The sequence below is a fragment of the Pannonibacter sp. I15F10I1 genome (assembly GCF_900185665.1).
In the GTDB taxonomy this organism is placed as follows: Bacteria; Pseudomonadota; Alphaproteobacteria; order Rhizobiales; family Stappiaceae; genus Pannonibacter; species Pannonibacter indicus.
Map to the genome: position 1 here is coordinate 113965 of NZ_FYAN01000011.1, position 26796 is coordinate 140760.

24 protein-coding genes and 1 tRNA gene are annotated in these 26796 nt (G+C 62.4%); 5 read left to right on the plus strand and 20 right to left on the minus strand.

Annotated elements, in window-relative coordinates; all coding sequences use genetic code 11:
• Positions 1–8: 8 nt before the first annotated feature.
• The 8 genes from IF10I1_RS09045 to IF10I1_RS09080 all read right to left on the minus strand — a co-directional run bounded on the left by IF10I1_RS09045 (position 9) and on the right by IF10I1_RS09080 (position 8147).
• Positions 9–1070: an ABC transporter ATP-binding protein gene (locus IF10I1_RS09045; protein ID WP_186392533.1), complete on the minus strand. Its 1062-nt coding sequence runs from the start codon at positions 1068–1070 to the stop codon at positions 9–11.
• On the minus strand, positions 1070–1852 hold the full coding sequence (locus IF10I1_RS09050) for an ABC transporter permease (protein WP_050470978.1): 783 nt from the start codon (positions 1850–1852) through the stop codon (positions 1070–1072). Before IF10I1_RS09050 ends, IF10I1_RS09045 begins: the two co-directional genes overlap by 1 nt.
• Positions 1849–2721, minus strand: coding sequence for an ABC transporter permease subunit (locus tag IF10I1_RS09055; RefSeq protein ID WP_050470977.1), 873 nt, complete (start codon positions 2719–2721; stop codon positions 1849–1851). The genes IF10I1_RS09050 and IF10I1_RS09055 overlap by 4 nt, the downstream gene beginning before the upstream one ends.
• A gap of 125 nt (positions 2722–2846) precedes the next feature.
• Positions 2847–3902, minus strand: a complete 1056-nt coding sequence (locus tag IF10I1_RS09060) for an ABC transporter substrate-binding protein (protein WP_244293706.1) — start codon at positions 3900–3902, stop codon at positions 2847–2849.
• Positions 3903–4504: 602 nt separating this feature from the next.
• Positions 4505–5272, minus strand: a complete 768-nt coding sequence (locus tag IF10I1_RS09065) for an ABC transporter permease (RefSeq protein ID WP_058900463.1) — start codon at positions 5270–5272, stop codon at positions 4505–4507.
• Positions 5269–6087: an ABC transporter ATP-binding protein gene (locus IF10I1_RS09070; protein WP_244293702.1), complete on the minus strand. Its 819-nt coding sequence runs from the start codon at positions 6085–6087 to the stop codon at positions 5269–5271. The genes IF10I1_RS09065 and IF10I1_RS09070 overlap by 4 nt, the downstream gene beginning before the upstream one ends.
• 56 nt (positions 6088–6143) lie before the next feature.
• Positions 6144–7154 (minus strand): ABC transporter substrate-binding protein, encoded by a 1011-nt coding sequence (locus IF10I1_RS09075; protein ID WP_050470974.1) that lies wholly within the window; start codon positions 7152–7154, stop codon positions 6144–6146.
• Positions 7155–7667: 513 nt separating this feature from the next.
• Complete coding sequence (locus tag IF10I1_RS09080) at positions 7668–8147, minus strand: MarR family winged helix-turn-helix transcriptional regulator (RefSeq protein ID WP_050471363.1); 480 nt, start codon at positions 8145–8147, stop codon at positions 7668–7670.
• 157 nt (positions 8148–8304) lie between these two features.
• On the opposite strand from IF10I1_RS09080, the gene hmgA reads away from it, so the two are divergent.
• The 5 genes from hmgA (at position 8305) to IF10I1_RS09105 (ending at position 13758) form a co-directional block, all read left to right on the plus strand.
• Positions 8305–9666: a homogentisate 1,2-dioxygenase gene (gene hmgA / locus IF10I1_RS09085; protein WP_186392537.1), complete on the plus strand. Its 1362-nt coding sequence runs from the start codon at positions 8305–8307 to the stop codon at positions 9664–9666.
• Positions 9667–9756: 90 nt separating this feature from the next.
• Complete coding sequence (locus IF10I1_RS09090) at positions 9757–10779, plus strand: fumarylacetoacetate hydrolase family protein (RefSeq protein ID WP_186392538.1); 1023 nt, start codon at positions 9757–9759, stop codon at positions 10777–10779.
• Positions 10780–10805: 26 nt separating this feature from the next.
• Positions 10806–11756, plus strand: a complete 951-nt coding sequence (locus IF10I1_RS09095) for an MBL fold metallo-hydrolase (protein WP_050470971.1) — start codon at positions 10806–10808, stop codon at positions 11754–11756.
• 53 nt (positions 11757–11809) lie between these two features.
• Positions 11810–13474: an FAD-dependent oxidoreductase gene (locus IF10I1_RS09100; protein WP_186392539.1), complete on the plus strand. Its 1665-nt coding sequence runs from the start codon at positions 11810–11812 to the stop codon at positions 13472–13474.
• An 86-nt stretch (positions 13475–13560) separates the two neighbouring features.
• On the plus strand, positions 13561–13758 hold the full coding sequence (locus tag IF10I1_RS09105) for a DUF2783 domain-containing protein (RefSeq protein ID WP_186392540.1): 198 nt from the start codon (positions 13561–13563) through the stop codon (positions 13756–13758).
• A 401-nt stretch (positions 13759–14159) separates the two neighbouring features.
• Here the strand turns inward: IF10I1_RS09105 and IF10I1_RS09110 are convergent.
• The 12 genes from IF10I1_RS09110 to murA form a co-directional block, all read right to left on the minus strand.
• A tRNA-Phe gene (locus IF10I1_RS09110) sits at positions 14160–14235 on the minus strand.
• Between the two features lie 240 nt (positions 14236–14475).
• Complete coding sequence (locus IF10I1_RS09115) at positions 14476–17574, minus strand: FecR domain-containing protein (RefSeq protein WP_186415075.1); 3099 nt, start codon at positions 17572–17574, stop codon at positions 14476–14478.
• Positions 17575–17585: 11 nt separating this feature from the next.
• Positions 17586–18929, minus strand: coding sequence for a tetratricopeptide repeat protein (locus IF10I1_RS09120; RefSeq protein ID WP_186392542.1), 1344 nt, complete (start codon positions 18927–18929; stop codon positions 17586–17588).
• A 350-nt stretch (positions 18930–19279) separates the two neighbouring features.
• The gene (locus IF10I1_RS09125) at positions 19280–20893 is read right to left on the minus strand and encodes a bifunctional UDP-sugar hydrolase/5'-nucleotidase (RefSeq protein WP_050470967.1); all 1614 of its coding nucleotides are present in this window, start codon (positions 20891–20893) and stop codon (positions 19280–19282) included.
• 248 nt (positions 20894–21141) lie between these two features.
• Positions 21142–21354: a DNA gyrase inhibitor YacG gene (gene yacG / locus IF10I1_RS09130; protein WP_050470966.1), complete on the minus strand. Its 213-nt coding sequence runs from the start codon at positions 21352–21354 to the stop codon at positions 21142–21144.
• A 10-nt stretch (positions 21355–21364) separates the two neighbouring features.
• Positions 21365–22006 (minus strand): Maf family nucleotide pyrophosphatase, encoded by a 642-nt coding sequence (locus IF10I1_RS09135; RefSeq protein WP_186392543.1) that lies wholly within the window; start codon positions 22004–22006, stop codon positions 21365–21367.
• A 29-nt stretch (positions 22007–22035) separates the two neighbouring features.
• Complete coding sequence (infA, locus tag IF10I1_RS09140) at positions 22036–22254, minus strand: translation initiation factor IF-1 (protein ID WP_019962913.1); 219 nt, start codon at positions 22252–22254, stop codon at positions 22036–22038.
• A 188-nt stretch (positions 22255–22442) separates the two neighbouring features.
• A complete protein-coding gene (locus tag IF10I1_RS09145) occupies positions 22443–22895 on the minus strand; it encodes a low molecular weight phosphatase family protein (RefSeq protein ID WP_050470964.1) in 453 nt (150 codons plus the stop codon).
• A 5-nt stretch (positions 22896–22900) separates the two neighbouring features.
• On the minus strand, positions 22901–23425 hold the full coding sequence (locus tag IF10I1_RS09150) for a UPF0262 family protein (RefSeq protein ID WP_050470963.1): 525 nt from the start codon (positions 23423–23425) through the stop codon (positions 22901–22903).
• Positions 23426–23484: 59 nt separating this feature from the next.
• Positions 23485–24789: a histidinol dehydrogenase gene (gene hisD / locus IF10I1_RS09155; protein ID WP_186392544.1), complete on the minus strand. Its 1305-nt coding sequence runs from the start codon at positions 24787–24789 to the stop codon at positions 23485–23487.
• A 98-nt stretch (positions 24790–24887) separates the two neighbouring features.
• A complete protein-coding gene (locus IF10I1_RS09160) occupies positions 24888–25328 on the minus strand; it encodes a DUF2948 family protein (protein ID WP_058900472.1) in 441 nt (146 codons plus the stop codon).
• Between the two features lie 131 nt (positions 25329–25459).
• Complete coding sequence (gene murA / locus IF10I1_RS09165; RefSeq protein ID WP_186392545.1) at positions 25460–26749, minus strand: UDP-N-acetylglucosamine 1-carboxyvinyltransferase; 1290 nt, start codon at positions 26747–26749, stop codon at positions 25460–25462.
• Positions 26750–26796 lie beyond the last annotated feature (47 nt).

Consider the following 26796-nt stretch of genomic DNA (forward strand, 5'->3'; position numbering starts at 1 on the left):
AATTTCCGTCAGCCCTGCAGCACGATCAGGTCTCGCGGGGCGAAGCCGATTTCGACTGTGGAGCCTGCAGACGGGGGCGGTGCATCGCTGCGGTTGAAGGTGTCGAGCGACACTTTCGTGCCCGCCACATCCAGCTTCAGGCGGATGATCGCACCCATGAAATGCACATCCTCGACCTCGGCGGGCAGAAGAACGTCATCGTCATTTCCACGGCCCAGATGCAGCGCCTCAGGCCGCAGCGCCACGGAAAGCGCCTCATCCTTGCGCGCAGCAAGGCCGCCTTCCGTCAGCGTGACCTGACGCCCGGCAAGGCTGACGATGCCTTTCTCCCCATCCACGGCCTTTGCCTCGAACGTGTTGAGCGTGCCGACGAAATTGGCGACGAACTGCGTTCTCGGGCGACTGTAGATCTCGAAGGGATTGCCAACCTGCTCGGCCACACCGCCATACATGACGACGATGCGGTCGGACATGGACAGCGCCTCTTCCTGGTCGTGGGTCACGAAGATGGTCGTGATGCCCAGTTCCTTCTGGATCTCGCGGATCTCGTTGCGCAGGCTGACGCGGATCTTGGCATCGAGCGCCGACAGCGGCTCATCCAGCAGCAGCACATTGGGGCGCGGCGCCAGCGCACGGGCCAGGGCCACGCGCTGCTGCTGGCCGCCCGACAGCTGGAACGGGTAACGCCCGCCCAGATCCGGCAGGCCGATCAGCTTCAGCATCTCCGCTACACGGGCATCAGTTTCGGCCCTGGACACGCGCTTGATCTTGAGGCCAAAGGCAACGTTCTGCGCCACCGTCATGTTGGGGAACAGGGCGTAAGCCTGAAACACCATGCCGATGTTGCGGGCGTTCGGCTTGGCGTAGGTGACGTTCTGCCCGCCGATCTCGATGACGCCGGTGGTCGGCGTTTCAAAGCCGGCGACCATGCGCAGCACCGTCGTCTTGCCGCAGCCCGAAGGCCCCAGCAGCGAGATGAATTCCCCCGCGCCTACGGACAGGGAGAAATCCTTCACGACGGTGTTGAGCCCAAAGGACTTCTGCAGGTTCTTGAGTTCGAGAAAAGCCATCAGCGTCGAGCCTGTAGATGTTTGGAGAAGCGGGCGGCCAGCTGGATCAGCGCCATGCAGCCCCATGTGATGGCAAAGGCGATCACCGCCAGCGCCGCCGGCTCATAGGCACGGTTGACGCCAAGGCTTGCCATGAAGGGTCCGAAGGCCGGACGGTTCAGAAGCGCTGCCATGGTGAATTCGCCAATGACGATGGCAAAGGTCAGGAAAGCCCCCGAAAGCACCGAGATCAGCACGTTGGGCAGGATCACCCGGAACAGGATCGTCGTCCATCCGGCGCCAAGGCTCATGGCTGCTTCCGTCAGCGTCGCCACGTCGATGGTTCTGAGCCCCGTATCCACCGCGCGGTACATATAGGGCAGCGCCAGCATCACATAGCCGCACATGAGCAGGATGTTGGTGCCCCAGATGCTGCCCGTCAGCGGCAGGAAGGACGAGGTGTTGTAGAGCCGGATATAGCCGAAGACCACGATGATGGCCGGGATCACCAGCGGCAGCAGGGTGATGAACTCCACCCACGGCCGGGCGGCGGGCAGTTTCAGCCGCACCCAGAAGGCCGTCGGCACCACCAGCAAGACCCCGGCAACGATCGTCGCCAGCGCCATGGACACAGAGTAGATGAAGGTGTCCTGAAAGCGGCTGTCGGCCAGAACCGCCACATAGGCATCGAAGGAATAGGCATCGCGCCGCATCCGCAGGCTGAATTCCGTCATGCCGATCAGCGGCAGGGCGAAGAAGATGCAGCCGAGGATGAGCGTGCCCCAGGCAAGAAGACGGTTCACTTGAGCCACCTTTCACTGCGCACCCGCAGCCAGATGTAGATCCCGTTAGCAACGCCGGTGATGACGATCATGCCGAAGGCCAGCGCATAGCCCAGATGCGGATTGCCGAGCACGTCGCCGCGGATCTGCGCAAACAGCTTGATGGGCACGATGTTGAACTGCGGCCCGGCCAGCGCGAAGGCCGTTGCAATGGCGCCGAAGGAATTGGCGAAGAGCAGTGCAAACGTGCCGAGGAAGGACGGAAACAGGATCGGAATGGCCACCATGCGCCAGTATTGCGCGGAGGTCGCGCCCAGGATCGAGGCCGCTTCCTTCCACTCGCGCTTCAGGCCGTCCAGCGCCGGGGCGATCATCAGGATCATCAGCGGGATCTGGAAGAACAGATAGACGACCACCAGCCCCCAGAAGGACAGGAGGTTGAAGCCCATCGCCCGGAGATTGATGCCGAATTCGTTGCGCAGCCAAATGGTGACAAGACCAACCGGACCAAGTGTGGCGAGAAAGGCAAAGGCCAGCGGCACGCCGGCGAAATTCGAGGCAACGCCGGAAAAGGTCATCAGCGCCGAACGCACCCGTGCCGGCAATCCGCCGAGGATGACCGCCGATGCCATGCCAAAGCCGATCAGGCATCCCAGAAGTGACGTCACCAGACTGAGCTGGATCGACACCCAGTAGGAGGACTTGATCGAGTCCGTGTTCAGGCCGCGGATGTTTTCGAGGGTGAAGCTGCCATCGGGCGTCTGGAACGCCCCCACCACGATCTGCAGGGCAGGCAGGATCAGGAAAAGGAACGCAAAAAGCGTGAAGGGAGCAAGGCCGAGCCAATTGAGGTTCAATCGGAACGCGCTTGCCCTTGCCGGTTTCGTCATAAGGCTGAGCCCCCAAGGCGCCTTGTGAAACGCATGCCAGCCACGCGCAGGCAGCTGACTCGGAATGCAGAGAACCGGTCCCGGCCAAAGGGCCGGAACCGGACAGTCTCATGCGTCAGACGTTCTTACTGAACGTTGGCGCCAACGACCTTGTCCCAGCCGCCAACAACAGCTTCCTTGTTGGCGTTCTGCTCTTCGATGGTCGGGAAGTAGGCCTTCTCATAGGGGCCGGCCGGCGGCAGGGCGTCCAGCAGGTCCTGCGGGATCTTGCCGTCAGCAACCATCTGGTTGAAGCGGGCGGTGTGGCAGTAGCCCTTCACGTAGCCGTTCTGGCCTTCGTCGGAGAAGATGTGCTCCATCCACAGCTTGGCAGCGTTCGGATGGGGGGCGTAGGCGCTGATGGCCTGAACGTAGACGCCAGCCAGCGTGCCCTTGGTCGGCACGACGACTTCCACAGGCGGGTTGCCCTTCAGGGTGTCACGGGCGGTCAGGGCGTTGTAGTCCCACATCACCATGATCGGCGTGGTGCCCTGGGCCAGCGTGCCGGCCTTGCCGATGACCGGAACGAAGTTGCCGGCATCATTCAGCTTCTTGAAGAATTCGAGGCCAGCTTCACCGGAAGCCGTACCGGCAGCAGCGCCCTGGGCCATGCCGGCGGACAGAACGCCGAGGATCGCCTGGTTGGACGCGCGCGGGTCACCGGCGAGGGCCACCTGACCGGCATATTCCGGCTTCAGCAGGTCATCCCATTCGGCCGGGGTGTTGGTGACGAGATCCTTGTTCACGATGAAGGACATCACGCCATAATAGGCGCCGTAGTAGTAGCCGTCGGCATCCTTGACGTCGTCGGAGATCTGATCCCAGACGGAAACCTTGTACGGCTGGATCAGGCCTTCGCCCTTGGCCTGCGGACCAAAGGAAAGACCAACGTCGATGACGTCCGGAGCCTGCGGGCCGGTGTTGCCCTTGTTGGCGCGGATGGCTTCCAGCTCATCGGCGGAACCGGCATCCGGGTTCAGCTCGTTGACGGTCAGGAACGGGTACTTTTCCTTGAAGGATGCGATGATGTCGCCATAGCCGCACCAGTCATGCGGGAGAGCGATCGTGGTCAGCATGCCTTCCTTCTTGGCGCCTTCGATGATCTCTTCCATCGACTGCGCGTTCACCGCAGTGGTCTGCATGAGAGCCGCAAGGCTCACCGCTGCAGCGAGTGTCTTTTTCATGCTCATTCGCTTCTCCTCACTGTTCCGGCGGACGGCGCCCGCCGGTGTCAACCAGTCGCCCTCTTGGCCTTTGGCCGGGGAACCCGCTTGCTCCTGCGGCAAGTGCCAGGCCCTTCGCCCTGCACCTGTGACGGCCGGAAGACGGGCAGCCCATACCGCCCCTCCCACCCGGCCCTGCCGCCGCCCTTCGCTGATCACCGCGAAGGTTTCAGACATGCGCCTTAGAGCATCAGCATGTCAGTTCGGATTCTCTTTTATGACAGTTTCATGAAACTCCAGCCGCGCCAAATGTGACAGCACGGAAACGTCACAGTAATGCCTTGATGCGTCAAGCCTTAATGCGCAGCTGGATCAAGATTGACCGAATGCCGCAGCAACGGAAAACGCCCGGAATTCACCGTCCGCAGGCGTGCAGCGCACAATTCTTTGAACGGCATTTTCCGATGATAAAACGGACTGACCCCAAGGCTCTGAGATGGTGATGCCTCACGCCTCGAAATTGCCCGGACACCGCTCGGGCTTGCCTGCCCCCGGCAAGCCAGGCTCATCGGGAGATGGTATCAGGCCCTCGCCGAACCGGACCGGTGCGCCCAGCCGGTCATGCGCATTTCAAGCCAGGCCATGATCGCATACATGACGATGCCAAGCACGGCGAGCGCCATCAGTCCCGCCCACACCAGCGGCACGTTGAACTGCGACTGCGCCGCCAGCATCATGTGGCCAAGGCCGGAGTTGGCGGCCACCGTTTCGGAGATCACCGAGCCGACGAAAGCCAGCGTGATGGCCACCTTCAGCGAGCCGAAGAAATACGGCATCGAGCGCGGAATGCCGACCTTCAGCATAATGTCCATCTTGCGCGCGCCCAGCGCCCGGAGCACGTCTTCCATCTCCGGCTCGATGGTGGCAAGGCCCGTCGCCACATTCACCACAATGGGGAAGAAGGCGATGAGAAAGGCTGTCAGCACCGCCGGAACCGTGCCGATGCCGAACCAGATCACCAGGATCGGGACGACAGCCACCTTGGGCACCGAGTTGAAGCCGATCATCAGCGGATAGAGCCCGGCATAGATCGCCCGGCTCCAGCCGATGGCAAGACCGAGCAGCAGCCCGCCGCCGACGGCCAGCGCAAAGCCGAGCACGGTGGTGAACAGGGTCTGCAGCGAGTTCTTCCAGATGGCCGGCCAGAACTTCACCGTGGCCGCATAAATATCCGTGGGCGCAGGCAGGATATAGACCGGCAGCTTCAGGATGCTGCAGGCCGCCTGCCAGATGAGAAAGAGCCCGATGGTCCACAGCCAGGGGGCCGCCTTGATCCAACGCTCACTCATGCTGCCGCCCTCGCCTCTGCAATATAGCCGCGCAACTCGTGCACGATGTCGTTGAACCCGGCCTCATAGGTCAGATCAATGGGCCGCGGGCGCGGGAAGGTGACCTCGCGTTCCACGATCACCCGGCCCGGCCTTGCGCTCATGACAAAGATCCGGTCCGCCAGATAGACGGCTTCGCGCAGGTCATGGGTGACGAGAATGGTGGTGAAGCCCTTTTCCGCATGCAGATCCCGCATCACCTGCCACAGCTCTTCACGGGTGAAGGCATCCAGCGCGCCGAAGGGCTCGTCCAGCATCAGCAGCGTCGGATCATGCACCAGCGCACGGCACAGATTGGCACGCTGCTGCATGCCACCCGAAAGCTGCCAGGGAAACTTGGCGCCGAAACCCTTGAGGCCGACGAGCGACAGCAGCGCCTCGGCCTTGGCCACGTAAGCAGTCTTTTCCTTGCGCAGGCGGGCGCGGTGCGGCTGCACGATTTCCAGAGGCAGCATCACATTGTCGAGGGTGGTGCGCCAGGGCAGCATGGAAGGGTTCTGGAAGGCCATTCCGGCCACACTCACCGGACCGCTGACTTCCTTGCCCGCCACTTCCACAGTGCCCGCATTGGGGCGCATCAGGCCGGTGGCGAGCTTCATCAGCGTGGACTTGCCGCAGCCTGACGGCCCGACAACGGCGGCAAACTCGCCCTTCTTCACCGACATGGTCAGCCCGTCCAGCGCCAGCGTGCCCGTGTCTCCGCCGCCATAGGTGAGGCGGATATCCCGCAATTCTACAAAACCGGTCACCCGCGCCCCCAAAAGATCATTCCGCATGATGCAAACACCCTCCCGGCAGGCGGCAGGCCAGCCGGGAGGGTGCAAAGTCTGGCTTACTTGACGGCCCGCTCTTCTGCGGACGGCAGGTAGGACGGATCGAAGACCTTTTCAGCGGCCGGCGGCGTGTCGCTTACGCCCATGGAAGCCTTGAGATAGTCCATGCTCTTGGTCAGCTTGGCCATGTCCACACCGCCGAAGCCGTTGGCCTTGACCGCCGGGGTGGCAATGGCTTGCTCGACAGCCATCTTGAGACGCTCGGTCTCCACGGCGGCATCCAGCACCTCGTTGCGCTTCATCACATAGGGGATGGCCGCTTCCGGATCGGCGATGGCGTCGAGATAGCCCTTGGTCAGCGCCTTGACGAAGCCCTTCACCGCTTCCGGGTTGGCTGCGGCGAAGTCCGTGTTCACCATCACCACGTTGCCGTAAAGGTCGAGGCCGTTCTCGGCCATCAGGATGGTGACGATCTCGTCGTCAGCAATGCCTTGCGCCTTCAGGTTCAGCACCGAAGAGAAGGAGAAGCCGAAGATGGCGTCCACCTGCCCCTGCGCCAGCATGGGCTCGCGCACCGGGAAGCCGACATTCTCGATGGTGATCTTGGAGGTGTCGAGGCCAGCCACTTCCGCAAAAGCCGGCCACTGACCGAAGGCGGCGTCCGGCGGCGGCGCACCCAGCTTCTTGCCTTCCAGCGACTTCGGATCTTCCGTAACACCGAGGCTCTTGCGGCCGATGATGGCAAAGGGCGGACGCTCATAGGCCATCAGCACGGCCTTGGCCTTCAGGTCCGGCTGCTCGTCCAGCAGCTTGATCAGGGCGTTGATATCGCCGAAGCCGAATTCATAGGCGCCCGTTGCCACACGCGGGATCGACTCGCGCGAGCCTGCGCCCGTGTCGATGGTGACATTGAGCCCTTCCTCGGCGAAATAACCCTTGTCCAGCGCAATGAAGAACGGAGCCGCCGGGCCCTCGAACTTCCAGTCGAGCGTGAATTTCACATCCGTTGCAGCGAGAGCCGAAGACGCCGACAGCGCCAGACCCATCGCAAAACCCATCAGACGACGCATGCTGTTCCCCTCTGGTTTTCCCAGTTTGTGAAAGCAGAGTGACGCGGGGATGCACAGCAGGCAAGCAGGTTTTTACGCTGCTTGCCGTTTCAGCACGGAAGCGCAACAGAAGCAGGCATAGAAGATTTTTATGTTTATATTCAGATAGTTAATCCGGTCACGACGGATCATGCGGACCAACACATTGCAGTCTGCTCCATGCCCATCACCTCCCCTCTCCATCGTCCTCCCGGACGCAGCGAAGCGAAGATCCGGGACCGGAGAGCCAGGACCCACCAACCATAACCTATTGAATTATCTAACTTCCGGGTTCACCGATCCCGGCTCGCGCTGCGCGTGGCCGGGAGGACGGCGGAAGGGTTTTGCCGGGCATCAAGGCATCAATCCACTGCGCCCATCTGATCCCTGACGCCCCGCATGCCGCCCAAAATTTCGCCACCCGTGGTCTGACCAGATGAAATCCAAGTGGTCAGCAGAGTGTTTTTCATTGTCAAATCTGCGGATTAACCGATCTCAAGCACCCGAATCCGCATCTTCATCCGGCGGCATATCCCGCCCCTCGCGGATAAGCCGGCGCAGGAACTCCTCAAGAGCAGCCGAGATGTCCGGCCCAAGGCCTGCGCGCAGGTCCCGGTCATAGGCCATCGCCCGCTCCCCCAGCCGGAGGAAGACGTCCCGGCCCTTGGGCGTCAGTGACAGGATTTCCGCCCGCCGGTCCTGCGGCGCCGTCTGCCGCTGCAGGTGGCCGCCCGCCTCCAGCCCCGCGACGGCGCGGCTGACCTTGGTTTTCTCGATGTGGGAAATGGCGCAGATATCCCGCGCCGTCATGGAGCCGAACTTGCCGAGATTGGCCATCACCCGCCACTGGGTCCGTGTCAGGCCGAAGTCGTCCCGGTAGACCGCCTGAAAGGACCGGCTGGTCGCCTCTGCCGCCTGATTGAGCAGATAAGGCAGAAACGCCTCCAGATCGAATCCATCTGCCGGACCTGTCATCTTCACCCCGTCTCCCGCCCCGTATTGCCGCTTCATGGGCAGCTTCGGGCGCGCAAACTGCCACGAGCGCCCTTGCCTGTCATCCTCTCTTGACTTGGTTGCATTTGCAACTATTATCACAGGCAACGGCCGGGGGAGCCGGCAAGAGGAGGACATCATGACAACGCACGCCCTGCCCATAGGCATGGTTCGCGCCGCCACGGTCAACGGCACGGTTGAGGGCTACATGCCCGGCTTCGGCAATGACTTCGAGACGGAGGCCCTGCCTGGCGCCCTGCCACAGGGGCAGAATTCGCCGCAGAAATGCAATTACGGCCTTTATGCAGAGCAGCTTTCCGGCACAGCCTTCACCGCTCCCCGCGGCCAGAACGAGCGCACCTGGTGCTACCGCATCCGCCCCTCGGTCAAGCACACCACCCGCTTCACCAAGATTGATGTGCCCTTCTGGAAGAGCGCGCCCAACATCGTTGATGACGTGATCAGCCTGGGCCAGTACCGCTGGGACCCGGTGCCCCATGCGGATGAGCCGCTGACCTGGGTCACCGGCATGCGCACCGCGACGACGGCCGGCGACGTCAACACCCAGACCGGCATGGCCAGCCACATCTATCTGGTCACCCGTTCCATGGTGGACGAGTACTTCTTCTCCGCCGACAGCGAGCTTCTGGTGGTGCCGCAGGAAGGCCGCCTGCGCTTCTGCACGGAGCTGGGCGTCATCGATCTGGAGCCGAAGGAAATCGCCATCCTGCCGCGCGGCCTGGTCTACCGGGTGGAAGTGCTGGAAGGCCCGTGCCGGGGCTTTGTCTGCGAGAATTACGGCCAGAAATTCGACCTGCCGAACCGTGGTCCCATCGGCGCCAACTGCCTTGCCAACCCGCGCGATTTCAAGACGCCGGTTGCCGCCTTTGAGGACAAGGAGGTGCCGTCCACTGTCATCATCAAGTGGTGCGGCCAGTTCCACGAAACGAAGATCGGCCATTCGCCGCTGGATGTGGTGGCCTGGCACGGCAATTACGCGCCCTGCAAATATGACCTGCGCACCTACTCACCGGTCGGGGCCATTCTCTTCGACCATCCGGACCCTTCGATCTTCACCGTGCTGACCGCCCCTTCGGGCGTCGAAGGCACCGCCAATATCGACTTCGTGCTGTTCCGCGAGCGCTGGATGGTGGCCGAGCACTCGTTCCGCCCGCCCTGGTACCACAAGAACATCATGTCCGAGCTGATGGGCAACATTTACGGCATCTATGATGCCAAGCCGAAGGGCTTCGTGCCCGGCGGTATGAGCCTGCACAATTGCATGCTGCCGCATGGACCGGACCGCAACGCCTTCGAGGGCGCCTCCAACGCGGAACTGAAGCCGGAAAAGCTGGACGAGACCATGAGCTTCATGTTCGAAACCCGCTTTCCCCAGCACCTGACCGAATGGGCAGCGACCTCCGCGCCCTTGCAGGATGATTACATCGACTGCTGGGACAGCCTCGAAAAGAAGTTCGACGGCACGCCCGGCGTGAAGTGAGCGGCACCCGCTCACAACCAGGCATGACACGGGGCAGCGGCGGGCCGGGGGAGCCTGCCACCCTCTCACACCAGTTTTCGGGAAAACACCATGAAACTTGCCACGCTGAAGGACGGCAGCCGTGACGGACGGCTCGTGCTGGTCAACAAGAGCCTGACCCGCTGCACCGAAGCCACTCACCTAGCCCCCACCCTGCAGGCCGCGCTGGACAACTGGGCAACGCTTGCGCCCAAGCTTGCCGTGCTGGCCGAAAGCCTTGAGCACGATGCCGTGCCCTCCATGCGCTTTCATGAGCATGACGCCCATTCGCCGCTGCCGCGCGCCTATCAGTGGGCGGATGGCTCGGCCTACGTCAACCACGTGGAGCTGGTGCGCAAGGCGCGCGGCGCGGAGATGCCGGAAACCTTCTGGACCGATCCGCTGATGTATCAGGGCGGCTCCGACAGCTTCCTCTCCCCGCGTGATCCCATCCGCATGGCTGATGAAGCCTATGGCATCGACATGGAAGGCGAGGTGGCCGTCATCGTTGATGACGTGCCGATGGGGGCAAGCGTTGACGAAGCGCGGGCGGCCATCCGCCTCATCATGCTGGTCAATGACGTGTCACTGCGCGGGCTCATTCCGGCGGAACTGGCCAAAGGCTTCGGCTTCTTCCAGTCCAAGCCCTCCTCTGCCTTCTCGCCCGTTGCCGTGACGCCGGACGAGCTGGGCGACGCCTGGGATGGCGGACGGCTGCATCTGCCGCTGAAGGTGGATCTCAACGGCAAACCCTTTGGCCGCGCCAATGCCGGCATCGACATGACCTTCGATTTCCCACAGCTCATCGCCCACGCAGCCAAGACCCGTCCGCTGGCTGCCGGTTCCATCATCGGTTCGGGCACGGTTTCCAACAAGCTGGACAGCGGCCCCGGCAAGCCGGTGAGCGAGGGCGGTGCAGGCTATTCCTGCATTGCCGAGATCCGCATGATCGAAACCATCAACACCGGCGCGACGCAGACCCCCTTCCTGCGCTTTGGCGACACGGTGCGCATCGAGATGCTGGATGCCACAGGCCATTCCATCTTCGGCGCCATCGAGCAAACGGTTGAGCAGACAGTCGAGCAGAGCGCCTGAAACAGACTTACGGACGGACCATATCCATGAGCAAGAAATTTGCCTCGCAGGGCGACCTCACCGAGAAGACCATCAGCTTCACCGAAGTCGGCGAGGGTCTTTATGCCTTCACCGCCGAGGGCGATCCCAACTCCGGCGTCATCATCGGCGATGACAGCGTGATGATCGTCGAGGCACAGGCCACTCCGCGCCTTGCCCAGAAGGTGATCGACTGCGTGCGCAGCGTCACGGACAAGCCGATCACCCATGTGGTGCTCACCCACTATCACGCCGTGCGCGTGCTGGGTGCCTCCGCCTTCAAGGCGCAGCAGGTGATCATGGGCGAGACCGCCCGCGCCATGGTGGCCGAGCGCGGCCAGGAGGATTGGGACAGCGAATTCCAGCGCTTCCCCCGCCTGTTCCAGGGCCATGAAAGCATCCCCGGTCTTACCTGGCCAACCACCACTTTCAGCGACCGGATGACCGTCTTCCTCGGCAAGCGCCGGGTGGACCTGATGCACCTTGGCCGCGCCCACACGGCGGGCGACATCGTCATCCACGTGCCGGACCAGAACGTCATGTTCACCGGCGACATCGTTGAGGCTCATGCCGCCTGCTATTGCGGCGACGGCCATTTCCGCGAATGGAGCCCGACGCTGGAGGCCATCCGCGCCTTTGACCTTGATGCCATTGCGCCGGGACGCGGCGATGCCGTTCTGGGCCGGGATGCGGTCAACGCAGCTCTGGATCGCACCCGCGACTTCGTGGAGAGCACCTTCCGCCCGGTGGCACGGGTTGCCGCCCGCAACGGCACCCTGAAGGAAGCCTGGGACGCGGTGCGCGCCGAATGCGATCCGAAGTTCAAGGACTACGCCATTTACGAGCACTGCCTGCCCTTCAACGTTGCCCGTGCCTATGACGAAGCGCGCGGCATCAGCCATCCGCGCATCTGGACCGCCGCCCGCGACCTCGAGATGTGGGCCGCGCTGCAGGGCTGACACCAGCCCTGCGGCGCCTCGCACGGAAAACGGGACAAGAGGGAGGAGACCTCGTGGACAGACCCGCCGCAATTGCACCTGCGCCCGCCAGCAAGGCCGGCGAACGCGCCCTTGCCTTCGCGCTTTACCCCTATGCCCGCTCGGCCGATCAGGACCAGCCGGCTCCCGCCCGCCATACGGTGATTGTCGTTGGCGGCGGGCCGGTGGGGCTCGCCACCGCGCTCGACCTTGGGCTCAAGGGCGTGCCGGTTCTGGTGCTGGATGATCAGGAAGGCGTTGGCGAGGGCAGCCGCGCCATCTGCTTTGCCAAGCGTACACTGGAGATCTGCGCCCGGCTTGGCGCGGCGAGGCCCATGCTGGACAAGGGCGTGCAGTGGAACAAGGGCAAGGTCTTCCGCGATGACCGGCTGCTCTACGAGTTCAACCTGCTGCCGGAAGGCGGGCACGAGTTCCCCGCCTTCATCAACCTGCAGCAGCCCTATTTCGAAAAGTTCCTGCATGAGCGCATCCTTGCGGCCATCGCGGAAGGCGCGCCCATCGAAATCCGCGGCCGCAACAAGGTGGAGGCGCTGGCGCAGACCGGCAACGGCGCCCGCCTCGACATCTCAACCCCGGACGGCCCCTATCAGCTCCATGCCGATTGGGTGATCGCCTGCGACGGCGCCCGCTCGCCGCTGCGCTCCATGCTGGGGCTGGGCTTCGAAGGCCGGGTGTTCGAGGACAATTTCCTCATCGCCGATGTGCGCATGACGGCGGACTTCCCGACCGAGCGCTGGTTCTGGTTCGAGCCGCATTTCAAGTCCGGCGACAGCGCCCTGCTGCACAAGCAGCCGGACGGCGTGTGGCGCATCGACTTCCAGCTGGGCTGGAACATCGACCGCAAGCGCGAACTGGAACCCGAACGCGTGCGCGCCCGGGTGGATGCCATGCTGGGCGAAGGCGCGGATTACGAACTGGTCTGGACCTCGATCTACACCTTCCAGTGCCGCCGCATGGAGACCTTCCGCAAGGGCCGGGTGCTCTTTGCCGGCGATTCTGCCCATCAGGTTTCCCCCTTCGGCGCACGCGGGGCGAATTCCGGCATTCAGGATGCGGACAATCTCGCCTGGAAGCTGGCGCTGGTGGTGAAGGGCATTGCGCCTGAAGCCCTGATCGACAGCTACTGCGCAGAGCGTATCCACGGGGCGGACGAGAACATTCTCAACTCCACCCGCGCCACCGACTTCATCACCCCGAAAAGCGGCATGTCGCGCATGTTCCGCAATGCGGTGCTGGATCTGGCCGCCCAAGCCCCCTTTGCCCGCAGCATCGTCAATTCCGGGCGCCTCTCCGTGCCTTGCGTCTATGACGGGCTGCCGCTCAACGGGGCGGATCATCCGCTGATGCCGCCCCGCACGAGGCCCGGCGCACCGCTGCTGGATGCGCCTCTTGGCGGGAAAGCGGGTGCGGAAGACTGGCTTCTGGCGCGGCTTGGCGGCGGCTTTCATCTGCTGGCCATCGGCACGGATGCGCCCGAAAGCTTCACCGCCCACGGCCTCACCCTGCCCTGCCTGCAGCTTTCGCCGCAAGGCAACGAGCCGCTGCGCGAGCGCTATCTCGGGCAGGCAGCTTCCGCCGTCTATCTGGTGCGCCCGGACCAGCACACCGCCGCCCGCTGGGAGCGCTTTGACGCAAACGAAGTGTCCACCGCCCTCGCCCGCGCGCTCTGCTTGGCTTAGTGGCCTTGTACGAAATGCCTTGCGTTACGTGAACAATCACCCCTGACAGGCTGCCCGCTTCCAGCGGCAGCCGGGATAGATGAACCATGCTGATCACCGCCCCGAACCTGCCCAACCCGGACGATGCCTACGCCAGCCTTCTCGCCGCTCATGAGGGCCTGACGGAAGACGAAAGCCACGCCCTCAACGCCCGCCTGATCCTCATCCTGATGAACCACATCGGCGACCCGGCAATACTGGCTGAAGCGCTGGCTCTGGCGAAGGAGACGGGGCAGAAGGTGTGATGCAGGCTCATACAAGCCTCACCATGCTGACGCATCACGTTTCGAAATGCTCAGCCGCCGCAAAGGCTTACTGTGCCGTAAGGCGCAACCTTTCACGCTGATGCAACAACACCCTCCGCGCCGTCCCGGCCCCCGTGCCGGGACCTGTTATTGACGCACGGCAGCTGAAACAAAGCTACAGCACCGGCTCAAATCCCAGCTCTACAGTGGTCATCCCATCTCACCCACATCACGTCCATAACGGGTCCCGGCACAAAGGCCGGGACGGCGCGGGTGGGGAGCCTGAGACAGATATCAACGCTCACAGCCTGCCGTGATCGCTGCAAGCCATCTCTGGCGAAATACAGAGCAAGCTGCGTAAGGTCCGGATACTTTTTTGATTTTCATGGGGGAGAGAGAAGTGGTGCCCAGAGCCGGAATCGAACCAGCGACACGCGGATTTTCAATCCGCTGCTCTACCAACTGAGCTATCTGGGCCTGACTTCATGTGGCGTGACCGCCGGAAGTGGGGGTCTTATAGGAGATCGCCCGGGCCTTGTCCAGCGCCCCGGCAAAACTTTTCGCAGGCTTGGACCATTATTTTCGCAGCCACTGCAAAGCGTCGCTTTTCTCCATGGTTTCAACAACTTCAGGCGCATATTGCGCCTGTGGACAAGCGCCCCGGCTGGTGCCCGCGGCTGGCCCGGCTTCTAGCCGGGCCAGCCGCCAGCGGCCTTCTCAGGGCAGCCGCTCGCCCACCGCAACACCGGTGGCCATCCACGAGCCGTCAATGGCAGAGAAGTTGCCAATGACACCGTCGAAATTGCTGTTCGGGCCCTGCACCAGCGATCCATTGAATGAACCACTGCTGACACCGCTGGGGGCGCTGCCGGAAAAGAGATTGTGGTCCGTAGAATAGATGTCCTGCGACAGGCCGAAAGAGAAGCTTTTTCCATCGAAGTTGATGATATCGGCTGTGCCTGTGCGGGTGCCAAAATCCACGCTCATGCTGAAGTTGCCGGCGGCCAGGTATTGGCTGCCACCATTCACCACACTGCCAACCGCATGCCCCTGATAGCCGGCACTTCCGCTGGTCGGCAAGTCACTTGGCCCCAAAATACGACCCGCAGCCCAGGTTCCCAGATGGATCTGGCTGAGATCACTTGGCGCAGAATCTGGAGCAAGACTGGAGCCCCAATAACCCCACTCCAGGAAAGCGCAGGTGCATTTGGCCGTCCCGCCGGTGAAGATGGCGTCATCGGCGCCATCGACCAGCGTGTTCGGAATCAAATATCCTTTTGCTCTAGCCGGAAGGCCTTGGCCTGCGTCATCGATAATTTCGTGGCCTGAAGTGTCATTTTTTTCGATCGCGGCGTAACGGTCGTTGTCAACAAAGACAGATGTGCGGTCGCTTTCGTCTACGAGAGGGCTCACACCCAACGAGAGCTCGATTTTAGGTGCGCTCCCCGGACCGACATAGTTTTTACTGGTGAGACTGAGCGTAGCCGAAACTGACCGGCTGGCCGCATCAAAACGGATGTCGTTCCCAAATGTACTTTGTGAGGCGTATGGATCAATGACCAGCGTACTGCCGCTCTTCGTTTCCACCATGCCTGCAGAAAAGACACTCAAGTTCCGCGAAGTTCTGATCAGGCTTGATCCGGCAACAGTCGAAGAAAGCTCGGCTACATGACTAGACCCGCTATACCGCTCCGCTGAGGAAATCCCACTCGGGGTCAGGGCATAGCTGTCAAATGCACGATCACCGCCTATATTGCTACTAACAATGAAGTTTTGGGCGTTCGTTCCAAAGGCATGAACATATCCCACGCCTGCGAGCGAGCCAATGCCACCGGAAAAATTACCAGACGCGTCAGTATTCGCCAGATGGTAGCCGCCACGACGCTTGCCCTCAAGCACGATCGAACCAGCGTGATCCTCCCCAATGGCGCCAACAAAGAGACTGATCAGAGACTTCTGTGCCGTATCCACTCCTTGAATTGAGAAAGAGGCAGCAAGCGCCAATGGCGGCTCCTCCTCCAGGTCTGTTCCACCCTCAAGCATCAAAAGCCCGGAATTGCCAACGCTGCTAAGGAACGGCGCCCCCAGACTTGAGGCGACCCGAGGATTGAGGAACAGAGCTCCTGAAGCTCCGACGGCAATGCTGCCGTCGGAAACCTCTGTGTTAAGAGCAAGAAGCTGCAGAAAATCTGCCGTCAACGTATAGCTGCGAAGCCGTGACTGATTCATCACGTCAAAAGATCCAACCGTTCCGCCGAAAGCAAAGATCGCATCGGAAAAATCGCTTTCAAAGGAGGGGGTGTCGCCAGGGGAGTAGGCATTCTGATAAAGCAGCGCACTGAAATCCCCCTGACCGCGGTAAAATATGCCGCGGCCATTGATTTCAACGTCTCCATCCTGGGATGCATCCAGAGTCAACCAGGAAGGAACGCCAGACTGACTAAACTGCCCAATATGATAGTTCTTGTCGGTCCGGAGAGACTGGAAATAATTGATCCCGGTCATCGACGGCACACCGACGGTAACGATTTGACCGCTAATTTCGCCTTTGAGCACAGGATCGCCGACAGCAGATGAGTAAGCACCGGATCGTCCACCTGAAAGGTTGCCGTCCAGGACCAACGTGCCCTCAATGGAATCACCTGCCTTTCCCCAAATGCCCTGACGGCCAGGATTGCTCAAAAAGTCGGGCCAAGGCAGCTCGACACCATTCCCCCCACTCAGGGCACGCAGGCTGACGGTTGACGGTGTGCCGCCTCCCCCGCCTCCACCTCCGCCGCCTGTTCCCGGAGAAGGCGTTGGATCTTCCGGCTCCGGCTCCGGCTCAGGTTCAGGCTCAGGCTCAGGCTCAGGCTTTGAAGGTTCCTCATCCGGGATGGTTGGAGGGCGGACAGTATCATCGGGATCCTGCACCGGTGGAACCTCCGGAACAGGGTCAGGTTTAGCGGTTTCATCCGGTTTCGGTGCTGGTGTTTCCGTATCGCGCGCGCTGGGTGCCGGACTCTTACTGATCGACTCTTCCGCCTGCACAGCGTCCGATGCCGCAACGACCTGCGGTTTTGGCTGAGGCAGAGTGTTGATGATGCCGAGCCCGGAATTGACCGCCGGAATTCCACTCTGAACAACAATCTCGTTGGAGGGCGCGCGCACTGCACCGCCATTCTGGCCCGGCCGGCTGGTCAGCGACTGCTGCAAACTTCCAAGGTCAGCCTGGCTCGTTGGCCGGACTTCCGGACGGGCGGTCCCATTGCCACCGACGGTCATGGTGTAGCCGGGCTCATAGATGCGCTGCTGGGTACCGTTTGGCCCCGTGAATGTCAGCTCCTTACCGAAAATCAGCGAAAACGTGCCGCCGTCCTCACGTATATCCAGATTGGCGATCCCGCCCCGGATACCAATGGTACCAACAGGTGTTCGGACATTGACGCCGCCCTTGTTCTTCGACAGCTTGCCGCCGACGAACCGGGCCACGCCTTTGCCCATGCTGGCCACCAGCTTGCCGGTGCCTGCCTCAGGATCAAACACGAACTCATCAATGACCAAGTCGGAGTTGGCTCCAACGGTGAAAGTGGATCCATCAACAAAAAGCACCTGAACGAGGCCGATGCCGCCAGTCTTGATGCGATGCTTGTGATAGACATCATCTCCCAGCATGATGGTCCGGACACTGGAGCCTGGCGCCGTTCCCTGCGCCTGAGGGTTCACGGCGGTGGTAACCCCCACCTCCGTCGAAGCCAGCGCGGTCGTGGCCAGAAGTGCAGGCAAAATTCCGGCCAGCGTCAGAAACAAATGGGCAGAAGCGGGACGGCTCATCATGGCGTCAAACCTTAAAACCGGCGCATGACAGACAGCATGCCCGATGCATTGGTGTAATCATTCAGGTCATAGTTAGACTGCTGACGGCGCAATTCTCCCGTCAGGCTCACGGCGGTCTTGCCCTCCCCCAAAGGCATAGTGAGCACCGTGCGCAGCCACCCCTCGTTATCGCGCTGCGCCTTGTTGCGATTGATCAGCCTGTCCGGAGCATCATACGACCGGTGCAAATAGCCGCCCTCTACATCAACGAACCAGGGGGCGGTGGACAGGTTGAGCGGCGCGGCGAAACGGTAAGTTCCACCGAGGGCCACGCCTCCATCCGTATTCGACTTATAGGCCTTGCTGGCAGTCACCACATCGCCCAGAAGCGTGATGCGGGCAGTGAAGGTACCTGTCAGCCGGTACTGATAGCCTGCAGAAACACGCAAGGCATAGCCGGCCCGGTCAGACAAATTGGGTTGCTTTGATGTATCGTTATACCAGCTCCGGCGCAGTTCTGCGCGGGCCGAAAGACCAGCCCGCTCACTCAGGTTTGCCGCCAGCCGCAGACCGGCGCCGAGCCCCCCAGCATAATTAGCCCCATCCAGCCGGATGCCATTGGCAATCCCGTAGAGCCCGAGCCTTGCATCCTCAACGCCGAAACGGGCGAGGTTAAGGGACGGACCCAAGGTGATCTCTGCCATCTCCGTGTCGAGGCGGCTAATGTCGCCGTAGCGGGCGCCGTAGAATATCAGGTCAGCCTCAAGCCGGTCTCCCTGATTGGCCAGATCGTAGGAAAAGCGGACATTAGCCGACAGGAAAGCGTTGATGTCGGCCTTGCCCGTTCCCGCATCATCCAGCGTGAAGGCTGTTCCGTTCAGGTTGACGATACGCCCTCCTGGAGCGGCATTGGCATTGGACTGACCACGTACACCGGCTGTCAGAACACCACTCATCTGAGCAGGAGCTTCCTGATCAGTGATTGCTGCGAGAAAATAGTTCACCCGTTCCGTGACTTGGGGCGGCACATTTGGCCCAGAGATCGCGCTTTCGAAATAATTGCGCGCCATATCTTTGGCGCCGAGGCGCATATAGAGCACGCCCAGTTCCAGCTGCACGCGCGGCAAGCCCGGTGCATAAATCAGCATGCGCTCCAGCGTGCCGATAGCCGCTTCATAGTCACCCAGCTGGGAAGACACCATGGCGTATTCAAAGGCGATGTCGAGATTTTGCGGCTGGGCAAGCGTCGCTTGCAGCAGCTGCTGCTGCCTCGCTGCCAGATTGTCAGCTGGAAATGGCTGTGATGCAGCGTCATCTGACTGCATCACGGCGAAAACCGGCGAAAGAAGCCCGATCAGGCATATCGCAATGCGCATTCTAAGGCTGCAAGGGGCACGCCCTACCCGAATCAAACTGTTCAACGGACTGATCACGCTGCCCGGCATCCCACGCTTTACTGAATTTTAAGATTAGCCTAAGCGTGACAGATACATGAGAACCGCGCTGACGCAAGCCGTGAGCCGCACGACATGCGCTACCCTCTACACAGGTTGATCAAAAGCTCTTTCACAAGCAATTGATAACAAAGAGAAAGGACGCAGGATCCGATCCTGCGTCCTTGATGCCTCATGTGGCAGTTTCTAGATGCACTTCCACGAACCGGGAGCCGGTCGCCCCTGTCTGGTGCCCCCTTGGAAGGGCGCCCGGCACCAGACAGGAGGAGCCTTTACTGCACTTCGGTGATGCGGCCGTCCGTGAACGGGGTGTAGTCGCCGCCGTTCTTGGCAATGTACTCCGCCAGCACTTCTTCAAGGCCCGGGCCGAAGTCATAGGCATTCATGCCGGCCTTGGCGAAGACGGCATAACCATCACCGCCGCCACGCATGTAGTTGTTGGTGGCAAGGCCGTAGACCTTCTCGGGGTCGATCGGAGCCCAGCCGTCGCCGTCCTTCACCTCGACCTTGAGGATACGTTCACCGGCCGGCTTGGCCTTGGTCCACTCGTAGCGAAGACCTGCGACCTGCGCGAAACGGCCAGCGCCTTCTTCAACCTTGGACACGCCATTTTCCAGAGCGGCCACAACGTCGGAGCCCTTGAGCTGGAACGTGGCCAGGGTGTTCTGGAACGGCAGCACCGTCAGAACCTCACCCATGGTGATCTCGCCCGAATCGATGGAGGCACGCAGACCGCCGCCGTTCTGGATGACGATCTCGACGCCCTGCTCCTTCACGCGGTCCAGCATCGCTTCGGCCACCAGATTGCCCATCTGGCACTCGGAGACACGGCAGGTGTCGCGCGAGCCATCGATGGCGGCGGTGGTGGAACCGATCACCTTGGCCTTCAGCTCTTCCAGCGGCTGGGCCAGTTCAGCGACGCGGGCGGCGACGGTCTCATCCGGAGTGACGGACGCATCCAGCAGGATCGGGTCGCCCTTGGCAGAGATCAGATCGCCATTGTCGTTGAAGGTCAGCTCGATCTCGCCCAGATACTTGCTGTAGGCATAGGCCGTGACAACCGGCACGTCCTTGCCGTCCGGGTTGGCAACGATGGTCGGGTAAGGACCGGCGGCCTTGTCATTGTCATTGGCCAGCAGCGTGTGAGAATGGCCGCCGACAATGGCGTCAATACCGGAAACTGCGCTGGCGATTTCCTTGTCACGCTCGTAGCCCATGTGGGTCAGGGCGATGATCTTGTTGACGCCCTGTGCCTCCAGCTCGCCCACGGCGCCCTTGAGGTAATCCTCAGCCTTCACGAACGTGACGCCGGGGCCGGGGGATGCGGTCTCGGCGGTGTCTTCGGCCAGAACCGAGACGATGGCAATCTTCTGCCCGCCAACTTCCAGGATCACCGAACCGGGCACCTTGTCCTTGAGCAGAGGCTCGTTGGAGACATCGGTGTTGCCGGAGATGACCGGGAACGTCACATCCGCCAGGAAGTCGGCAAGGCCCTGCGGACCATCATCGAACTCATGATTGCCCACGGCCATCACGTCATAGCCGATCATGTTCATGAACTCGGCTGCCGCCTTGCCCTTGTAGGTGGTGTAGAACAGGGATCCTTGGAACTGGTCACCAGCGTCCAGCAGGATCACGTTCTTGCCGGCGTCCGTCAGCGCCTTGCGGCGCTCGTCCACCTTGGTCTTGATACGGGCAACACCGCCAAAGCACTCGCCCTTGGCATCTTCGTCGGCGCTGCAGGTCGAATCAAACTTGTTGATCTGCTCGATGCGGCTATGCAGGTCGTTGGTGTGAAGGATGGTCACCGAGTAATCGGCCAGCGCTGCGCCGCCCATTGCCATCGCGGCAAAAAGGGCAGTCGCGCCAAGAAGCATCTTTTTCATATTCGCCTCGCCTGTTGGAAGCCAGCCCCGGCCTCCGCTTTTTCTACACAGCCGCCCTAGCACAGGTCTGCGACAGTTTTATTCGCAGCAGCGCGCAAGAGGGCAGGCCAGCCTCCCGCCTTCCGCTGAATTGTGACAGCGTTTGTGACAGGCAGCCCTGATTATGACAGCGGAAAATTTTTCAGGACAAGATGATTTTTTCAGCAAGCCTGCCCGGAATTTCACGGCGCAGACCGGCAAGGCAGGAATCAGCGGTCTTCGCCGCCCTCTGCCTCGTCATCAACATCATCCGTCTCGACGGCGGGAATGCTGTAGCCTTCCACCATCCAGCGGTGCAGGTCGATCTTGGCGCAGCGGTCGCTGCAGAAGGGATAGTCGGCCTGGGTGGAGAGCTTGGAGCAGATGGGGCATGGCCGCATGCGCCGGCCCTGGTCCCCTGCATTGCCGGATGCTGCGGTCATTGCGGCATCCTCACGCGGGCAGCTTCAGCGGATCGCGCCACAGGGCGCGGACATCCAGACCGGCAGCGGCCAGCATGTTGACCGTTTCATAAAGCGGCAGCCCCACCACATTGGGGTAGGAGCCGGTCAGCTTCACGACAAAGGTGCCCGCAAGGCCCTGGATGGCATAGCCGCCCGCCTTGCCGCGCCATTCGCCGGAAGCCAGATAGTCATCACCCTCCCGGCGCGACAGCTTCTTGAAGCGCACGCGGGTCTCCACGATCTTCGTCCGCACGGAGCCAGATGGCGAAATCACGGCAAGGCCGGTCAGCACGCGGTGGCCACGGCCTGAGAGAAGGCCAAGGCAGGCCTCTGCCTGCTCCACCGTCTCGGCCTTGGGCAGAATACGGCGGCCGGCGCAGACCACCGTGTCCGCCGCCAGAATGACGGCTTTCGACAGCACGGCATCTTCCGCCAGCTGCTCACGCACGTGACGGGCCTTGGACTTCGCCAGACGCACCGCCAGAGCGCGCGGCGTCTCGCCGCGCAGCGGGGTCTCGTCCAGATCGGCCGGAATGAGATGCTGCGGCTCTATGCCGGCCTGCTGCAGCAGAGCCAGACGGCGCGGCGAAGCGGAGGCCAGAACGAGGGGAACGGTGGCAGTATCGCTCATGGGTGTCTCGCTCCCGGCCGGACCGCGGCTTACTTGAAGCGGTAGGTGATGCGGCCCTTGGTCAGGTCATACGGGGTCATCTCGACGAGAACCCGGTCGCCTGCCAGAACACGGATGCGGTTCTTGCGCATGCGCCCTGCAGTGTGAGCAATGATTTCATGGTCATTTTCAAGACGCACGCGGAACGTCGCGTTGGGCAGCAGTTCCGTGACGACGCCCGGAAACTCCAGAACTTCTTCCTTAGCCATATGGTATCCCGGTTAAACCGATCCTGAGGTGCGCGGAACCTATAGGATCAAAGCAAAAAAGTGAACAGGGCAATCTCCGCGCCGGTGATTTTCCATCGGGCGGGCCGTCATGCGGACTTGCCGGTTCAGGCGTGAGGGCGGAAAAGGGCCGCTTCGCAGCAGCTTCCCAGCTCTTTCGCTTCTCTGTATCACCCGCTGGGTGGCGGCGTCCAGCCCAGCCGCTTCTTGATTTTCATCATCAGCTGATCACGCACCGAACGGTAGGCGTCCAGAATCTGGTCGCGGCTGCCGGAAACGATGGTCGGATCCATGGTTGGCCAGTATTCCACGTCCACCGCATCGGCGCGGGTCAGGTCCAGAACCTTGTGATGGGCTTCCGGCGAAAGGGTGATCACAAGGTCGAAGCCCGACTCGTCCAGATCCTCCAGCGTCTTGGGCTGATGGGTGCTGGCGTCCATGCCGATTTCGGCCATCACCGCATCCACGAACGGGTCACGCTCGCCTTTGCGTGCGCCGGCCGAGCGCACGTAGACCTGCCCCGGAAACAGGCTGCGGGCAATCGTTGCAGCCATGGGAGAACGCACAGCGTTCATGCTGCAGGCAAACAGGACCGCAGTCGGACGGGAGCCCGGCCCGGTCATGGTGCTCAGCCTTTCCAGTGCAAGGCGTAGACAAGGGTAAAGAGGCGGCGGGCCGTGGGCTGGTCAATCTCCACCTTGCCCTCCAGCCGCTCCTTCAGGACCATTGCCCCCTCGTTGTGCACGCCGCGCCGGCCCATGTCGATCGCCTCGATCTGGCTGGGCGTCGCATGGCGGATCGCCTGATAGTAGCTTTCGCAGATCAGGTCGTAATCCTTCACCACGCGGCGCAGCGGCGTCAGCGACAGCACATGGGTGGCCACATCCTCGCCGCCCTCGCTGGTGATCTGGAACACCAGCTTCTTTTCCACGACGGACAGGCGCAGCACGAAGCGGCCACCGCCCAGCCCGCTGGGGCAGAAGCTGTTTTCCTCGATCAGGTCATAGATGGCCACAGCCCGGTCATGCTCGATGTCGGGCCCCGCACGGGCAATGGACGCCTCATCGAGAATGACATCGATAAGACGGCCTGAGGCATCTTCGCCGGAACCCTCTCCGGCGCCGGAGGACGCACTGCTTTCCACCAAGGTCATACGGCTCGCACCTTCCCCGTCAGAGCCCTCAATATGCTGTCCTCCTCCCAGCCGCTTGCCTATTCGGCTTCCAGATTAAGCCGGATGGAAACGGACCTTGCATGCGCGCTGAGGCCTTCCGCCTCGCCCAGGGCGATTGCCGCAGGCCCGAGAGCCCGAAGGCTCTGCGCATCACACTTAAGGATCGACGTCCGCTTCACAAAGTCAAGCACAGACAGGCCGGACGAGAACCGCGCCGAACGGGCGGTCGGCAGAACATGATTGGAACCGCCGACATAATCGCCGATGGCTTCCGGTGTGTGGCGGCCCAGGAACACGGCGCCCGCATTGCGCACGCGGCCCAGCAGCGCTTCGGGATCTTCCACCGCCAGCTCCAGGTGCTCCGGTGCCAGCCGGTTGATCAGCGGAATGGCTTCCTCCAGATCCTTCACCATGATGACGGCGCCGAAATCGCGCCAGCTGGCCGAGGCCACCTCCGCACGCGGCAGCGTCTTCAGCTGGCGCTCCACCGCCGCTTCCACGGCAGCGGCCAGCCCTTCGTCATCAGTGATCAGGATCGACTGGGCCACCGGATCATGCTCGGCCTGCGCCAGAAGGTCCGCTGCCAGCCAGTCCGGATTGTTGTCCGCATCGGCCACCACCAGCACTTCGGAAGGGCCTGCGATCATGTCGATGCCCACCGTCCCGAAGACCCGGCGCTTGGCGGCGGCCACAAAGGCATTGCCGGGTCCGACGATCTTGCTCACCGGCGCGATGCTTTCCGTGCCATAGGCAAGCGCCGCGATCGCCTGCGCGCCGCCGATGCGGTAGATTTCCGTGATCCCGGCCACCTTGGCTGCCGCCAGCACCAGCGGGTTCAGCACCCCGTCCGGCGCGGGCACCACCATGGCGATGCGCTCCACCCCGGCGACGAGCGCGGGCACCGCATTCATCAGCACGGAGCTGGGATAGCTGGCAAGGCCGCCGGGCACATAGAGGCCGACCGCCTCCACCGCCGTCCAGCGCGAGCCAAGCTCGACGCCGAGCGCATCCGTATAGCGGTCATCCTTCGGCATCTGGCGGGCGTGGTGCGAGTGGATGCGGTCCCGCGCCAGTTTCAGCGCATCGAGCGTCGCCGGCTCGACTGCCGCAGTGGCAGCCTCGATCTCTTCAGCCGTCACCCTGAGATCCGCAATGGAAGAGACGCTCACCCGGTCAAACCGGTTCGTATACTCCACCACGGCCGCATCGCCGCGGGCACGCACATCGTCCAGAATGGCGCGGACGACCTGATCCACATCCTCGGACGCCTCGCGCTTGCCTGCGAGCAGGTCCTTGAAGCGGGTCTCGAAATCTGCATCTGCGGTGGAAAGCCGAATTGCCACGTCTGTCTCCTTGCAAGGCCTTTTCGCGGCGCCGGCTCACCCCCGAAGGGTCCGCGCCGCTTGTCGCCGGCAAACCTGCGCCTGCCAGCTGGAAAATCTCAGTCGATGTGATGATGAGGTTTATTGGGCGTGGCCCAGGCCGCGCCAAGATCGGTCAGCTGCGCCTCGATGCATTCCACATCCAGCGCCAGCGTGCCGCCACCGGCAAATTCCAGCCGCACCGTGCCGGAAGGAGCTTCCGCGCCCTGTTCGAAGCGGATGGCCAGCAGCGACAGGATGGCGCCCTTCGCCTCCTGCCGGATATGGGCGGCGCGCATCGCCGTCACACGGGCGAAGGCCAGCGCCGAGCGGCGCCTTTCGTGAGTGCGCGCACGCCGGTCTTCCGCCTTGTCCCAGACGAAGCGGTTCATGGCGACAATCACCTTGCGCTCCTTCGGCAGGTAGCGGATGTCGCCAACGCTCAGCACCGCATCCTGCACATGGGCGGAAACCACGGCCAGATCTTCCTCATCGAGGGCGGCAAGTTTCAGCAGGTCCATGGGCGGCTCTGTCTCCGGAAGGCTTGTGGCAAAGGGCGGGAGAGCTCCCGCCATTCCAATCCGTTGCCTAGCGCGTCCGGGGCCGTTTGACAATGCGGCAGGCCGTGCACCACGCCTGCCGCACGCAGCAATTACGCCGAGATACGCTCGATCATGGCGCCGCAGCGGCCGAGCTTTTCTTCCAGCCGCTCGAAGCCACGGTCAAGGTGATAGACGCGGCTCACATTCGTCTCGCCTTCAGCCACCAGACCGGCAATCACCAGCGACACGGAGGCGCGCAAATCCGTTGCCATCACCGGGGCGCCGCGCAGGCTGTCCACGCCGTCCACGATGGCCGTCTTGCCGTCGATGCGGATGCGGGCACCGAGGCGGGCCAGCTCCTGCACATGCATGAAGCGGTTTTCGAAGATGGTCTCAGTGATGCGGCTCTGGCCGCCCGCCCGGGTCATCAGCGCCATGAACTGGGCCTGAAGGTCCGTCGGGAAGCCGGGGAACGGCTCGGTGGTGACATCCACCGGCGCAATGCCGTTGCCATTGCGGTAGATGCGCAGGCCGTCTTCCACCTGCGTGATGTCCACACCGGTCTGGCGCAGCACGTTCAGCGCTTCGTCCAGAAGTTCAGGCCTTGCGCCCTGCAGCACAACATCGCCGCCGGTCATGGCAACTGCCATGGCATAGGTGCCAGTCTCGATGCGGTCAGCGATCACCGCATGGCGGTGGCCCTTGAGGCGCGGCACGCCCTCGATGCGGATGGTGGAAGTGCCCGCGCCTTCAATCTTCGCGCCCATGCCCTTCAGGCAATTGGCAAGGTCTTCCACTTCCGGCTCACGGGCGGCGTTTTCCAGAATGGTCTCGCCCTTGGCCAGCGTCGCCGCCATCATCAGCGTGTGGGTGGCACCCACAGACACGCGCGGGAAGGTGATATGCGCGCCGGTCAGGCCCTTACGCGCATTGACCACCACATAGCCCGCTTCAATCTCGATCTCCGCGCCCAGCTGCTTCAGGCCATCGATGAAGAAGTCCACCGGCCGGGTGCCGATGGCACAGCCGCCTGGCAGCGACACGCGGGCCACGCCCATGCGCGCCACCAGCGGGCCGATGACCCAGAAGCTGGCACGCATCTTCGACACCAGCTCGTAAGGCGCGGTCGTGTCCACAATGGCGCGCGCCGTCAGATGCAGCGTCTGGCCGCGCAGCTCGTCAACGCCGGTGCGCTTGCCATCGACCGAATAGTCGACGCCATGGTTCGACAGGATATGCGTCAGCTGCGCCACGTCGCGCAGGCGCGGCACGTTTTCCAGCGTCAGCGTCTCGTCCGTCAGGAGCGAGGCGATCATCAGCGGCAGGGCCGCATTCTTGGCGCCGGAAATCGGGATGACGCCATTAAGCTGCGCGCCGCCGATGATCTTGATGCTGTCCATGGAATCACCTGATTGGGCAGGTCTCAGGCCTGCCGGCAAATAGAAAA